The following is a 13,010-nucleotide window of genomic DNA, read 5'->3' on the forward strand; positions in this document are numbered from 1 at the left end:
GTGTCACTCCTGGAGCGTGTTAGTGCCATGCAAGGCTTGCCGGGCCAGCAACAAGGCGCCGTCGGCGGCATCGGCGGCAGCAGCGACGACGCGCTGGCGCAGCCCGGAAGAGAGATAGCCGTTGAGGGCCCCGGCCAGTCCGCCGCATAGCGCCAGCGGCAGGCGCTGCTGCGGATCGAGCGCGCCGGCCATCAGTTCGATTTCATCGGCGGCCGCTTGCATGATGGCACGAGCCGCATCGTCGCCGCCGGCATGCGCCACCACCAGCCGCGCCAGGCGGGCGAAGGCGGCCTGGTCGGCTTGCGACAGCCAGGCCAGCACCGTCTCGCGTTCGCCGCGTTCGCCGCCGCCAGCCGCGGCGGGCAATTCGCCGGCGCAGAAGGCCAGCACCGCCTCGGCCAGCGGGCCGCGTGCGGCACGGCCATCGATGGCGTGCTGCGTGTGGTGGATGGCGCGCATGCCCATCCAGGCGCCGCTGGCGTCGTCGCCGGACGGAAAGCCCCAGCCGTCGACCATGCGCTGGCGGCCATCGATGTCGGCGGCGATGCCGATGGTGCCGGTGCCCACGGCGATCACCGCGCCGGGCTTGCCCTGGTGCGCGCCGAGCAGGGTGGTGATGCCGTCGGTGGCGGCTTGCAGCATGCCGAAGGCCGGCGCCGCGGCGTGGAAGTCGGCCGCCCATTGCGCCACGTTATAGCCGGCAATGCCGACGCCAACCGCCAGTTGCGACAGCGGCGGCATCGCCTGGCCGGCATGGATGAAGGCCTGTTCGATGGTCGGCACGATGATGCGCCATGCCGTCCCGGCGCCGTTGCGCAAGGCTGAGCCGGGGCCGGCCGCTTCGGCTAGCACGCGGCCATCGGCCGCGGCGATGCGCACCAGGGTCTTGGTGCCGCCGCCATCCACGCCGGCCAGCCAGGCGATGGAGGGAGCGGGGGAAAGGGATGTGTTCATGGCGGCAGCAGGCGTCTCAATGGCGCCGCGACGATTGCAGGTTGCCGGGTTTGAGGCGGCGCAGTGCCTGGCCTTGCGCGTCGAACGCATGGAACGCATGGCTGTCGGCCGACAAGGCCAGGCGGGAGCCGAGGTCGAGGTCGCGGTTGCCGTCGCCGCGCACCACGATGTCTTGCCCGCCATCCAGCGTCAGGTAGATGAAGTTGGCTTCCCCCAGGTGCTCCACCAGGTTGACCGTGCCGTCGAGGCGTTCCGATCCCTGCGCGTGTTCGCGGATCTGTTCGGCGCGCAGGCCCAGCGTCACCTTGTCGCCCGGGCGGACGGCGCCGGGCTCGACGTCGGCATGCAATTGCGCGCCGCCGGCGATTTCCACCCCCAGGCCGTCCGCGGCGACATGCGTTACGGTGCCAGGCAGCAGGTTCATCCTGGGCGAGCCGATGAAGCCGGCCACGAACAGGTTCTGCGGATGCTGGTACAGCTCCAGCGGCGAGCCGGCCTGCTGGATGCGTCCTTCGTGCATGACCACGATCTTGTCGCCCAGCGTCATCGCCTCGACCTGGTCATGGGTGACGTAGACGATGGTGGCGGCCAGCTCCTTGTGCAGCTTGGCGATCTCCAGCCGGGTTTGCACGCGCAGCGCGGCGTCGAGGTTGGACAGCGGTTCGTCGAACAGGAACAGGCGCGGCTTGCGCACGATGGCGCGCCCGATCGCCACGCGCTGGCGCTGGCCGCCGGACAACTCGCGCGGCAGGCGCTCGAGCAGGTGGTCGATCTTGAGGATGCCGGCGGCGTGGCGGATGCGCTCGTCGATGTCGGCACGGCTGCTGCCGGCCACCTTCAGGCCGAAGGCCATGTTCTTGTACACCGTCATGTGCGGATACAGCGCATAGCTCTGGAACACCATGGCGATGCCGCGCTCGGCCGGCGGCAGGTGGTTGACCACCTTGCCGCCGATGGCCAGCTGGCCGCCGCTGATGTCTTCCAGCCCGCACAGCATGCGCAGCAGGGTCGACTTGCCGCAGCCGGAAGGGCCGACCAGCACGCAGAATTCGCCGTCGCGGATGTCGAGGTTGAGGTCGGCCAGCACATCGGCGCGGCCGTCGTAGGATTTCCTCAGGTTTTCTATGCTTACGTTGGCCATTTTCAATTCCAGTATGAGTTTATTTGACGGCGCCGGCGGTCAGGCCGCGGATCAGCTGGCGCGAGAACGCGACGTACAGCAGCAGGATCGGGATCACCGCCATCGACAGCGCCGCCAGCACCGAATTCCAGTCGGTGGCGTACTGGCCGATGAACTGCTGCACGCCCAGCGTGACGGTGCGGGTTTCCTCGCCGGGCGCCAGGATCAGCGGGAACCACAGGTCGTTCCAGGCCGGGATCATGGTGAACACCGCCACGGTGGCGATGGCCGGACGCAGCAGCGGCAGGATCACCTGGAAGAAGATGGCGATCTCGCCCACGCCGTCGCAGCGCGCCGCATCTTTCAGTTCGGACGGGATCTGGCGGATGAACTCGGACAGGATCATCACCGCCAGCGGCAGGCCTTGCGCGGTGTACACCAGGATCAGCGCGGTGCGCGTATTGATCAGCTCCAGCGCCACCACCAGTTGCAGGATGGAGACCGTGCCCAGCCGGATCGGGATCATGATGCCGATGGCCAGGAAAAAGTTGAGGAAGCGGTTGCCGGGAAACTTGTATTCCGACAGCGCCCAGCCGGCCATGGCGCCCAACAGCACGATCAGCACCAGCGAGCCCAGGGTGACCACCAGGCTGTTGCCGAAGTAGAGCAGGAAGTGGGTGCCCGAGAGCACCTTCTGGAAACCGGCCAGGGTCAGGGTATCGGCGGTGGGCAGCGCCATCGGGCCATCGAAGATGGCGCTGCGGGTCTTGACCGAATTGATCAGGATCAGCGCGATCGGAAACAGCGCGATCACCGCGTAGATGCACAGCACCAGATGCACCCACAGGCGGCCGATGGAACCGAAGCCGCGCCGCATCAGCGTCGGTCCGGCTGGCGCGGCGGAGCTGGCGTAGGAAGAGGGCGCAGAGGAATAAGGGGAAGAGGGCATCGGGGTCTCCTCGCGCTTACAGCGCATAGCGGGTCAGCCGGCGCTGCACCAGATAGAAGTACGTGCCCACGCCGGCCAGGATCACCAGGAACATCAGCGTGGCCACCGCGGCGCCCATGGTCGGGCTGCCGATCTGCGCCTGGTAGCCGAAGAAGGTGCGGTAGAAATAGGTGCCCAGCAGGTCGGCCGAATAATTGGGCCCGGCCAGCGCGCCCTTGACCGAATAGATCAGGTCGAAGGCATTGAAGTTGGCCACGAAGGTGAGGATGGTCACCAGGCCCAGCGTCGGGTAGATCAGCGGCAGCTTGATCTGCCAGAAGATGCGCATGGCGGAGGCGCCCTCGGCGTGCGCGGCTTCCAGTATTTCTTCCGGCACCGCCAGCAAGGCCGCATAGATCAGCATCATGGGGATGCCGATGTATTGCCACACCGAGATCAGCGACAGCGTCACCAACGCGGTCGATTCCTGGCCCAGCCAGGGGCCGAACCAGTCGGCCAGGCCGACGAAACCCATCAGCTTTTCGCCCACGCCCCACAGCGGCGAGAGGATCAGTTGCCAGATGAAGCCGATGATCACCACCGACAGCAGCGTGGGCAGGAAGATCAGCGTGCGGTAGGTGCGCGCGCCGCGCAGGCCCTTCAGGCTGAACAGCGTCGCCAGCAGCAGGCCGATCGGGTTTTGCAGCGCCATGTGCATGCCGAAGAACTTGATGTTGTTCCACATCGCGTTCCAGAAGGCGGCCGACCAGTCGGGGTCGAACAGGATGGTGCGGTAGTTGTCGAGGCCGACGAAGCTGGTCGCGCCGGCGTCGTTGCTGGTGTAGAAGCCCAGGCGCAGCGTGTCGGCCAGGGGCAGGGCGCTGAACATGGAATAGATGAGGACGGCAGGCGCGAGAAATACCACGAGCTGCCAGGCGCGGACTTGTTTCACTGCGTCTCCTGAGAGGGATGGCCCGGGATGGAACCGGACCGGCGTCTTGGCGCGCCGCTATCCGGCCTCCTCTTTTTATTTCAGGCCATGCCGCCGCCATCGGATGCGGCATGGCCCTGACGGCGTCCGCTTATTGTTGCGGCTTGTACCACTTGGCGAAGCCGGCCTGGATCTTGGCGGCGGCATCCTTGGGCGCCAGCTTGCCGTTGAGCACCTGGGCGTTGACGTTCCACATCTCGTTTTCCATGCTCGGCGTGCCGCGGTTGAGGATCTGCGAGTTCACCCGGATGGTCGAGGCGCAACCCTTGCGCCAGCCGATCATCTGCTTGGCGATCGGGTCCTTCACCGAGATCAGGTGGTTCGACAGCGAGAAGAAGCCGGTGACCTTGTTGGTGTAGAGGTCGGCGAACTCCTGCGAACCCAGCCAGGCCAGGAACTTGTAGGCGTCTTCCTTGTTCTTCGATTTCTTGTTGATGCCCATGCCGATGTCGTTGTGGTCGGAGATGTAGCAGGCATCGCCGGCCTTGGGCACCGGCGGCGGGAAGGCGCCCATGTCCAGCTTGCCGTTGAAGTAGGCGATGTCCCAGGAGCCGGCCGGATATACTGCGCCGCGGCCCAGGGCGAACATGTTCTGGCTGTCGCTGTAGGTCTGCGCCGAGGCGCCCTTGGGCAGGTACTTGCCGAGCTTGGCTTCATACTCCCAGGCCGCCACGAACTGCGGGTCGGTGAACTTCGCGCGGCCGGCGATGAGCGCCTTGCGGCCCTCCTCGCCCTTCCAGTAATTGGGGCCGATACCGGTAAACAGCACCTGGTGCGATTCCCATTGCTCGGAGGTGCCCATCACCAGCGGCGTGTACTTGCCATTGGCCTTGACGGCGTCGAGCAGCTTGAAGAACTCGGCCTCGGTCTTGGGCGGCTCCAGGTTCAGTTCCTTGAAGATCCGGGTGTTGTAGAAGAAGCCGTGGATCACCGACGCCATCGGCATGCAGAAGGTGTCTTTGCCGTCGTCGGTCTGCCAGGCGGTCTTGGCCGCCGGCGCGAAGAATTCCATGCCGGGCTTGCCGTCCAGCTTTTCCAGGTGGCCCTTGTTGTACAGCGAGAGCGACACGTCGAACGGACGGCAGGCAACCAGGTCGCCGGCGGTGCCGCCGGCCAGGCGCGCGGCCAGGCTGGAGTCGTATTCGGTGGGCGCGGTCGGCGCGAACTTCACGGCGATGCCGGGGTTCTGTTTCTGGAAGGCGGGGATCAGTACGGTTTCCCACAACTGCAGGTCGTCCACGCGCCAGCTTTCGATGGTCAGCGTGCCGGCCTGCGCATGGCCGCCGATGGACAGCGCCAAGGCGGCGGCCGTGGCCAGCGTGGCCGCGGCGCGTTTCATGAAGGGAATGGCGGCGTCGGTCTGTTGCTTGGTTTGCATCGTTTGTCTCCTGGCGTTATTGGCTGTTGGTCGCTCTTGCCTGTCGGGATGTGCGGCCCGGCAACCGGCAACGAGGTGCGCGATGACAGTGGGCAGCGGCGCGACAGTAGCACCGCGCCGCATGTGATGCGAGCTTGGCGCGGCAACCGCCGGCAATGGCGTAAGATGCTGATTTACATGGGAAAATCAGCAAACGGCGCGAGCGCGCCGATTACATATCCTTACAGGTCGCGCCAGGGCGGCGGCAGTCCCTGCCCGCGATGCGAACCGATCGGCGAATGCGGGCGCGGCGCGGGACGGCCAAGCTAAGGAAAGAAAACATTACATTTCTTTACAAGAGGTGAATTGAATTAATGTTTTCATCTAGCCGCTGCAAATTGCAGCGCGGCAGTGGCCGGGCTATAGTCTTTCCCGGTTTGGAGACACACGGACATAATGATAAAAATGAGACGCCCAGTCCGCGCGTCGTTCGCATCGGTCATGCACCGTTGCGCGACGGCGGCGATGCGGGCGACCCTTCCCCTGCTGATGCTGGCGGCGCTGGCGGTATATGCAGCGCTGCCGGCGCAGGCGCGCGCGGCCGCGGCGTCGGCGGCGCCGGCCTCGCTGCAGGTGCTGCACTGGTGGACGTCGGCCGGCGAACGCCGCGCCCTCAACGTGGTGGTGAACCAGTTGGCCAGGCAGAACATCCAATGGCGCGACGTGCCCATCCCGGGCGGCGCCGGCATGGGCGCGGGCAAGGTATTGAAGAGCATGGTGCTGGCCGGGCATGCGCCCGAGGTCACGCAACTGAACGGCGTGATCTTCGGCGAATGGGCCGACCTTGGCCTGCTGCTGGAGCTGGACAATGTGGCCGTGCAAGGCAACTGGGAAAAGCAGATGTTCCCCACCGTCTGGGCGCTGCTGAACAACCGCGGGCATGTGGTGGCCGCGCCGCTGGGCATCCACCGCATCAACATGCTGTTCTACAACGTCGCCATCTTCAACCGTCTGGGGCTGACGCCGCCCAGGACCTGGGATGACTTCGAGCGCGTAGCGCAGGCCTTGCGCGACGCCGGCATCACGCCGCTGGCGCAAAGCGGCGAAGCCTGGCAGATCGCCACCCTGTTCGAGAACCTGGCGCTGGCCGAAAGCGGCCCGGCCTACTATCGCCGCCTGTTCGTCGGGATGGATCCGGCGGCCTATGCCGATGGACGCATGCTGCACATCCTCAAGCGCCTGCGCCGGCTCGGCCAGGCGATGGACCAGCCGGTGCGCGAGCGGCCGTGGACGGAAGTCGCGCGCAGCATGGCCGACGGCGAAGCCGGCATGTTCATCATGGGCGACTGGGCCAAGGGCGAATTCAATGCCTGGGGCCTGGCGGTGGACCAGCAATTCGGCTGCGTCCCGGTGCCGGGAACGGGCGATTATCACCTCTACAGCACCGACACCCTGGCCATGTTCGCCGGCGACTATGCTCACCAGGCCACGCAGGAGACGCTGGCGCAGATTGTCACCTCGCCGGCGGTACAGTCGGAATACAATAAATTCAAGGGTTCCATCCCGGTCTGGCGCACCGCCGATCCGCACATGGACCGCTGCGCGCGCGATTCCTGGCGCGCGTTCAGCAAGGGCCCGGCTTACCAGGCGCCCAGCCTGGTGCACCGCATGGCCACCGATGAAACTACCAAGGACGCCATCATCGCCGAGGTGCAGCGCTTCTTCTTCGACCGCCAGGGCAGCGAGGAGCAGGCGCAGCGCAGGCTGGTGTCGATCGCGCGGGCACTCTCGCGCGGGCGCGGCCAGTGATGGGCAAGGAACCAGGCATTGAGACGAGACAACCTGATTAGCGAAGGCCAACGATGACACGCAAGATATTGATCGTCGACGACGACCAGAAGACCCGCACCCTGTTGAAGGCCTATCTGGAAAAGAACCAGTACGAGGTGCGGCTGGCGCACGACGGCGCCACCTTTCTCGGCGAGTTCCAGCGCTACGCCGATGAGCTGGCGCTGGTGATCCTGGACGTGATGCTGCCCGACACCGACGGCTTCGCGTTATGCAAGACGGTGCGGCGCAAGTCCAACGTGCCCATCATCATGCTCACCGCCAGCTCGGACGAGACCGACCGCGTGGTCGGGCTGGAGCTGGGCGCCGACGACTACATCGCCAAGCCCTACAGTCCGCGCGAACTGCTGGCGCGCATCAAGGCCATCCACCGCCGCACCGGCATCGACAGCACGGCCGCGCCGCGCTATTACCGCTTCGTCGGCTTCACGCTCGACACCGTGGAGCGCACCCTGACCGACAGCGTCGGCCAGGTGGTGGCGCTGACGGGCATGGATTACCAGCTGCTGAAATATTTCGTCGAACACCCGGGCGATGTGCTCGACCGCAATGTCCTGTGCGAAGAGACGCGCGGGCGCGACGCCGGTCCGCTGGACCGTTCGCTGGACGTGCAGATCAGCAAGCTGCGCCTGCGTCTCAACGACGGCGGCCGCCAGCCGCACCTGATCAAGACCGTGCGCGGCGCCGGCTACGTGTTCTCGGCCGACGTCAGCGCGGCCGCCGCGTGAGCGCCATCCCGTGAACGAGAGCGCACCTGCGGCGACGGCGGAGGCGACCGCGCAAGCGGTCCGGCCGCGCTCGCTGCGCGCACGGCTGGCGGCGGTGCTGGACTGGGTCTTGCCCAACTCCCTGCTGGGCCGCCTGTCGGTGGTGATGATTTTCGGCGTGCTGGTCACGCAGGTGGCCGGCGGCCTGATCTGGGCCGCGCAATTGCGCACCAAGTCCGAAGCCGAGACCCGCATCGCCGCGCAGCACCTGGCGCACAGCGCCTCGGTGGCGATCCGTTATTTCATGAGCCTGCCGTCCAATTACCGGCCGCTGATGATCCAGCAGTTGCGCGAGATGGGCGGTACGCGCTTCTTCATCAACGCCAACAGCTCGGCCGTGCCGGTCACGCCGATCGCCCCCAACCAGCTGGCGGCCGTCGCCATCGACGTCGCGGCCCAGACCCTGCGCGAAGACTTGCCGTTCATGCCGGAAGCCCGGCTCGACTTCGCCTGGCCGGACGGCCTGCAGGTCTCCAGCGACGGCCTCAAGGTGGGCGACCTGCCCGACAACTGGGTGCAGCATATCCTGCTGACCAAGCCCAACTCGGCGCCGGTGCTGGTGATACAGATGCAGGTCGAAAGCGGCAAGTGGCTATACCTCGCCGCGCTGATGCCCAACCCGTATTTCCTCGACAGCGGCAACCCGCTGTGGCTGGACCGGCTGGTGCTGCAGGGCCTGTCGCTGGCGGCGATCCTGTTGCTGACCATCCTCGTGGTGCGCTGGACCACCCGTCCGCTGGCGGCGCTGGCCGACGCCGCCGAAGCGTTCGGCAAGGGCGAGACGGTGCCGGAGTTGCCCGGCACCGGCAGCCGCGAATACGTCAAGACCGCCTATGCCTTCTCCGGCATGCGCGAGCGCATCAAGCGCTACCTGGAAGACCGCGAGCGGCTGTTCGTCTCCATCTCGCATGACCTGCGCACGCCCATCACGCGCCTGAAACTGCGCACCGAACTGATGGACGACGACGACATGCGCACCGAATTCCACGATGACCTCGACGAGCTCGACATGATGGTCAAGGGCGCGCTGCAGTCGGTGAAGGACAGCGACATCCACGAGAACCGCACCGAGGTGCGGCTGGACGCGCTGGTGATGCGCATGATCCGCGACGCCAAGATGGCCGGCCACGAGATCGCCTTCACGCCCTCCGGCATCAACGTCATGGCCAAGCCGCTGGCCTTGAAGCGCGCCATCGGCAACCTGTTCGACAATGCGCTGTATTACGGCCAGAAGGTCGAGATCGCCATCCGCCCCTCGCAGGGCGCGGGCGGCGACCTGGTCGAGATCGAGATCCGCGACCACGGCCCCGGCGTGCCGGAAGACGCCATGGGCACGCTGTTCCAGCCCTATGTGCGGCTGGAGCACGGGCGCGCCCAGAACAGCGGCGGCATGGGGCTGGGGCTGGGCATTTCGCGCAACATCGTGCAGGCCCACGGCGGCGAGCTGCTGTTGCGCAACCATCCCGAAGGCGGCCTGATCGCCACCATCATTTTGCCGGCGCGGTAAGCAATGCAGTAAATGGCGCGCGGCATTTCATTCAACCCTCGATAAGGATAGCCATGACTTATATCGCCAACCCTTCCCGCTACGACGGCCAGATGCCTTACCGGCGCGTGGGCAAGAGCGGCTTGCTGCTGCCGGCCATCTCGCTGGGTCTGTGGCAGAACTTCGGCGGCGCCGACAATTTCGAGACCGGCCGCGCAGTGCTGCGGCGCGCCTTCGACCGCGGCGTCACCCATTTCGACCTGGCCAACAACTACGGCCCGCCGGCCGGTTCGGCGGAAGAGAATTTCGGCCGCTGGCTGGCCAAGGACTTCGCACCCTACCGCGATGAACTGGTGATCTCCAGCAAGGCCGGGTGGCAGATGTGGCCCGGCCCCTATGGCGGCCCCAGCGGCGCGCGCAAGCACCTGATCGCCAGTTGCGAGCAGAGCCTGCGGCGCATGGGGCTCGATTATGTCGACATCTTCTATTCGCACCGGGTCGACCCCGATACGCCGCTGGAAGAAACCATGGGTGCGCTGGCGCACCTGCACCGCCAGGGCAAGGCGCTGTATGTCGGCATCTCGTCCTATTCGCCCGAGCTCACGCGCAAGGCGGCAGCGATCCTCAAGAGCGAAGGCGTGCCGCTGCTGATCCACCAGCCGAATTATTCGATGCTCAACCGCAGCATCGAAAACGGCTTGCTGCAGGCGCTGGAAGAACTGGGCGTGGGCTGCATCGGCTTCTCGCCGCTGGCGCAGGGCATGCTGACTTCCAAGTACCTCAACGGCGTGCCGGAAGGCGCGCGCGCCACACGTGCGCCGTCGCTGCCGCCGAGGATGCTGTCGCCGGAAAATCTGGAACGCATCCGCGCGCTGGACGAGATCGCCCAGCGCCGCGGCCAGACCCTGGCGCAGATGGCGATCGCCTGGGTGCTGCGCGATGCCCGCGTGACCTCGGCGCTGATCGGCGCGCGCAATGTCGAACAGCTGGACGGTTCGCTGGACGCGTTGAAGAACCTCGGCTTCAGCGCCGCCGAGCTGGCGCAGATCGACCAGCATGCCATCGATGGCGGCGTCGACCTGTGGCGCGTGTCTTCGTCGATCACCTGAGCATCTCCGGCGTCAGTCTGACCGGAGTGGAATGAGAAAAGGGAAAATAGGAAAGGGCCTGCGCCGGTAACGGTGCAGGCCCTTTGTCATTGGGGCGCGGGGGAGAAAATCGCCTTACTTCGGCGCGTCTTCATCGGCGCCGCGGTCGGCGACCTGTTCCGGCCGCGACCACATCCACAACGCACCCGCAGTCATGCCGATGGCTGCGATGACGATGATCCAGCGCTGTTTGATCGTCAGCAGCATGATCACCAGGCACAGGCTCATCATGATGGAGGCGCTCAGCTTGGCGCGCCGAGCGACTACCTTGCCGTGGCGCCAGTGATGGATCATCGGGCCGAACGCCGGATGGTTTTCCAGCCAGCGTCGCAGCCGCGGCGAACCCTTGCCGGCGGCCCAGGCGGACAGCAGGATGAATTCGGTGGTGGGGATGCCGGGGATGAAGATCGCCAGGATGCCGATGCCCAGGCTGGCATAGGCCAGCGCCAGCCACAGCCAGCGGGTGCCGGCCGGCGCCAGTTTGCCGGGAGTGCCGTCGCTGCCGGGCGGCATGCCGTCCCCTTGTGCCGGATCGTTCATCGCGGTCGGTATGGCGTTCCCGCTCACGCCAGCCCGAAGTGGCGCTTGAGCAGGCTGCCGAAGCGGGCGTAGGCCGCGGCGGCGCCGGCGATGACGGCATCGTGCTCTTGTTCTTGCAGCGCGGGCCGGTCAAGGAAGCCGACGAAGCGGCGCCATACGATGGCGCGCCCTTCCGGATACGCCGCCAGGTTGCGGGCGCCGAAGGTCTCGCTCAATCCCAGCCTGGCCTTGGCTTGCTTGAGCAGGAAGGCCGCGCCTAGGGTCGAGCCTTCCGACACGTAGAGCCAGCCCAGCGCACCGGGCATGGCGACGCCGGCGCTGGCGGCCGGTTCCGGCACGGCATCGAAACCCAGGTCGGCCAGGTCGGCCAGCGATGCCGCTGCGCGGCCGCGCACGTCGAGGTCGGGCACGGCGGCCTGGATGGCGGGATCGGCGAACAGGTGCTCGATATCGCGCTGGAAGTGGTATTGGGCGGCGACAAAGCGCGCGTAATTGTCGCGGTTGGCGAACGGCTGGCCCTGTTCCATCAGGGCATGCATCAGTTCGTGCAGGTCAGCAGTCTCGATCTTGAGGCGGGAAGAGAGCAGGGCGGGGCGTTCGATGACGGTGTTCATAAGCAGGAAGGTCGATGAGATGTCCGGTATCCGGGAGGCAACCCCGGACGCATTATCGATAAATCGCAAGTCCTGTTGAGATCGCGGAAGGACAGGCTTGGTTCAGGCTATGCATGAAGCCGGCCGCATTGCGTGATTTTTTCGACATCTTGCGGCATGGGCGTGCGGTCATGGCCGGTTCCTTCAGCTGCCCGCGTTGCGCGGCTTGGGCAAGGGATCGTTGGCATCCACCTGGCCGTCATGGTCGGTGTCGGCGGCTGCGAAGCGCTGGCGGCGCACGCTGTCGTATTCGGCGCGCGTGACCACGCCATTGCGGTTGACGTCGTAGCTGCCCATGAAGGCTTCGCGGCCGTGGCCGCCGGCCGGGCGCGCCGAGGTGGTAGTGCCGGAATCGACCTGCACTTCGGAATACATTTCCGGATCGATGAAGTCGCGCCCCTGGCCGAAGGTGCCGATGGAAGCGCGGCCGCTGCCGGAAGTGGCCGAGCGGTCCACCGCTTCCGGCATTTCGACGTCGTCCACATCCACCCCGACGCGGTTGCCTTCGACGCCGCGGATGTTGTAGTTGGTGCTGCCCGGATGGTCGTAGGCGCTGGTGGTGTTGGTGGTGCCCGCGGTGACGCCGGGCACCGAGACCAGCGGCTGGTATTTCAATACATCGGCAAAGCTGCCGGCGCCTTGCTTCTCAAGCTCTTCCTTGGTGACTTTGACCGAGGCGCCGGGTTTGTGCTGTTCTTCGCGTGCTTCTTTGACTTCGATGTCGGGCAGCTTCTTGCCGGGGCGCTCCTTGCCGGCCATCGGGCTGGCGGAAACGTTTTCCTGGGCGCCGGCGTTGGGCGCGGCCAGGCAGAGCAGGGCGCCGTTGATGGCCAGCGCGAGGGTGAGCGGTTGCAGGGACGAACGTCGACGCCGGCGCATGACGCCGACGCCCGATGGTTGCTGAGCCATGTGGGCAAGCCTTATCAATAAGTGGAGAGGGATGAGGCTGGCGCAACACAACGGAATAACACGGCACTCTTGCCGGAGCAGGCGCTATTTTTCTTGTTGATGTCTAAGCTGACGTGGCAGGGATTTTAGCACGCAAATAATAATGATTTCTATTTGCAATTGGGGAAGAGGTGTCGTGCGCGGCCGCATTTCATATTGCAGCCGGCCGGCATGAGCGCATCTTGAACCGTTTTCCCATGCGCGGCGCCTATTCGCATGTGCCCCACGCATGTGAAGCGGCGCAAATCTCGTTTGATCGCGTCACAGGCG

12 protein-coding genes are annotated in these 13,010 nt (G+C 66.0%); 4 read left to right on the top strand and 8 right to left on the bottom strand.

Features of this window, described 5'->3' with window-relative positions; all coding sequences use genetic code 11:
• Nucleotides 1–3: 3 nt before the first annotated feature.
• The 5 genes from FB597_RS05740 to FB597_RS05760 all read right to left on the bottom strand — a co-directional run bounded on the left by FB597_RS05740 (nt 4) and on the right by FB597_RS05760 (nt 5,332).
• The gene (locus FB597_RS05740) at nt 4–954 is read right to left on the bottom strand and encodes a BadF/BadG/BcrA/BcrD ATPase family protein (RefSeq protein ID WP_141914043.1); all 951 of its coding nucleotides are present in this window, start codon (nt 952–954) and stop codon (nt 4–6) included.
• Between the two features lie 16 nt (nt 955–970).
• Nucleotides 971–2,095 (bottom strand): ABC transporter ATP-binding protein, encoded by a 1,125-nt coding sequence (locus tag FB597_RS05745; protein ID WP_141914042.1) that lies wholly within the window; start codon nt 2,093–2,095, stop codon nt 971–973.
• 19 nt (nt 2,096–2,114) lie between these two features.
• The gene (locus tag FB597_RS05750) at nt 2,115–2,951 is read right to left on the bottom strand and encodes a carbohydrate ABC transporter permease (protein ID WP_255463874.1); all 837 of its coding nucleotides are present in this window, start codon (nt 2,949–2,951) and stop codon (nt 2,115–2,117) included.
• An 88-nt stretch (nt 2,952–3,039) separates the two neighbouring features.
• The gene (locus FB597_RS05755) at nt 3,040–3,954 is read right to left on the bottom strand and encodes a carbohydrate ABC transporter permease (protein WP_141914040.1); all 915 of its coding nucleotides are present in this window, start codon (nt 3,952–3,954) and stop codon (nt 3,040–3,042) included.
• 130 nt (nt 3,955–4,084) lie between these two features.
• Nucleotides 4,085–5,332 carry an ABC transporter substrate-binding protein gene (locus FB597_RS05760; protein WP_144769011.1) on the bottom strand — a complete coding sequence of 416 codons (1,248 nt, stop codon included), beginning with the start codon at nt 5,330–5,332 and terminating at the stop codon, nt 4,085–4,087.
• 474 nt (nt 5,333–5,806) lie between these two features.
• Between FB597_RS05760 and FB597_RS05765 the strand changes: the two genes are divergently transcribed.
• The 4 genes from FB597_RS05765 (at nt 5,807) to mgrA (ending at nt 10,560) form a co-directional block, all read left to right on the top strand.
• On the top strand, nt 5,807–7,159 hold the full coding sequence (locus FB597_RS05765; protein WP_141914039.1) for an ABC transporter substrate-binding protein: 1,353 nt from the start codon (nt 5,807–5,809) through the stop codon (nt 7,157–7,159).
• Between the two features lie 53 nt (nt 7,160–7,212).
• Nucleotides 7,213–7,926 (top strand): response regulator, encoded by a 714-nt coding sequence (locus tag FB597_RS05770; RefSeq protein ID WP_050467520.1) that lies wholly within the window; start codon nt 7,213–7,215, stop codon nt 7,924–7,926.
• 145 nt (nt 7,927–8,071) lie between these two features.
• The gene (locus tag FB597_RS05775; protein WP_255463876.1) at nt 8,072–9,472 is read left to right on the top strand and encodes an ATP-binding protein; all 1,401 of its coding nucleotides are present in this window, start codon (nt 8,072–8,074) and stop codon (nt 9,470–9,472) included.
• Nucleotides 9,473–9,525: 53 nt separating this feature from the next.
• Nucleotides 9,526–10,560 carry an L-glyceraldehyde 3-phosphate reductase gene (gene mgrA, locus FB597_RS05780; protein WP_144768596.1) on the top strand — a complete coding sequence of 345 codons (1,035 nt, stop codon included), beginning with the start codon at nt 9,526–9,528 and terminating at the stop codon, nt 10,558–10,560.
• A gap of 114 nt (nt 10,561–10,674) precedes the next feature.
• On the opposite strand, the gene FB597_RS05785 is transcribed toward mgrA, so the two are convergent.
• From FB597_RS05785 to FB597_RS05795, 3 genes are all read right to left on the bottom strand, one after another.
• Entirely contained in the window at nt 10,675–11,139 is a 465-nt protein-coding gene (locus tag FB597_RS05785) for a YbaN family protein (protein ID WP_255463845.1), read from the bottom strand.
• A 23-nt stretch (nt 11,140–11,162) separates the two neighbouring features.
• The gene (locus tag FB597_RS05790) at nt 11,163–11,753 is read right to left on the bottom strand and encodes a biliverdin-producing heme oxygenase (protein ID WP_141914038.1); all 591 of its coding nucleotides are present in this window, start codon (nt 11,751–11,753) and stop codon (nt 11,163–11,165) included.
• Nucleotides 11,754–11,936: 183 nt separating this feature from the next.
• Nucleotides 11,937–12,701, bottom strand: coding sequence for a TonB-dependent receptor plug domain-containing protein (locus FB597_RS05795; RefSeq protein ID WP_255517087.1), 765 nt, complete (start codon nt 12,699–12,701; stop codon nt 11,937–11,939).
• Nucleotides 12,702–13,010: the final 309 nt, after the last annotated feature.

The organism is Herbaspirillum sp. SJZ099 (assembly GCF_007828355.1).
In the GTDB taxonomy this organism is placed as follows: Bacteria; Pseudomonadota; Gammaproteobacteria; order Burkholderiales; family Burkholderiaceae_D; genus Herbaspirillum.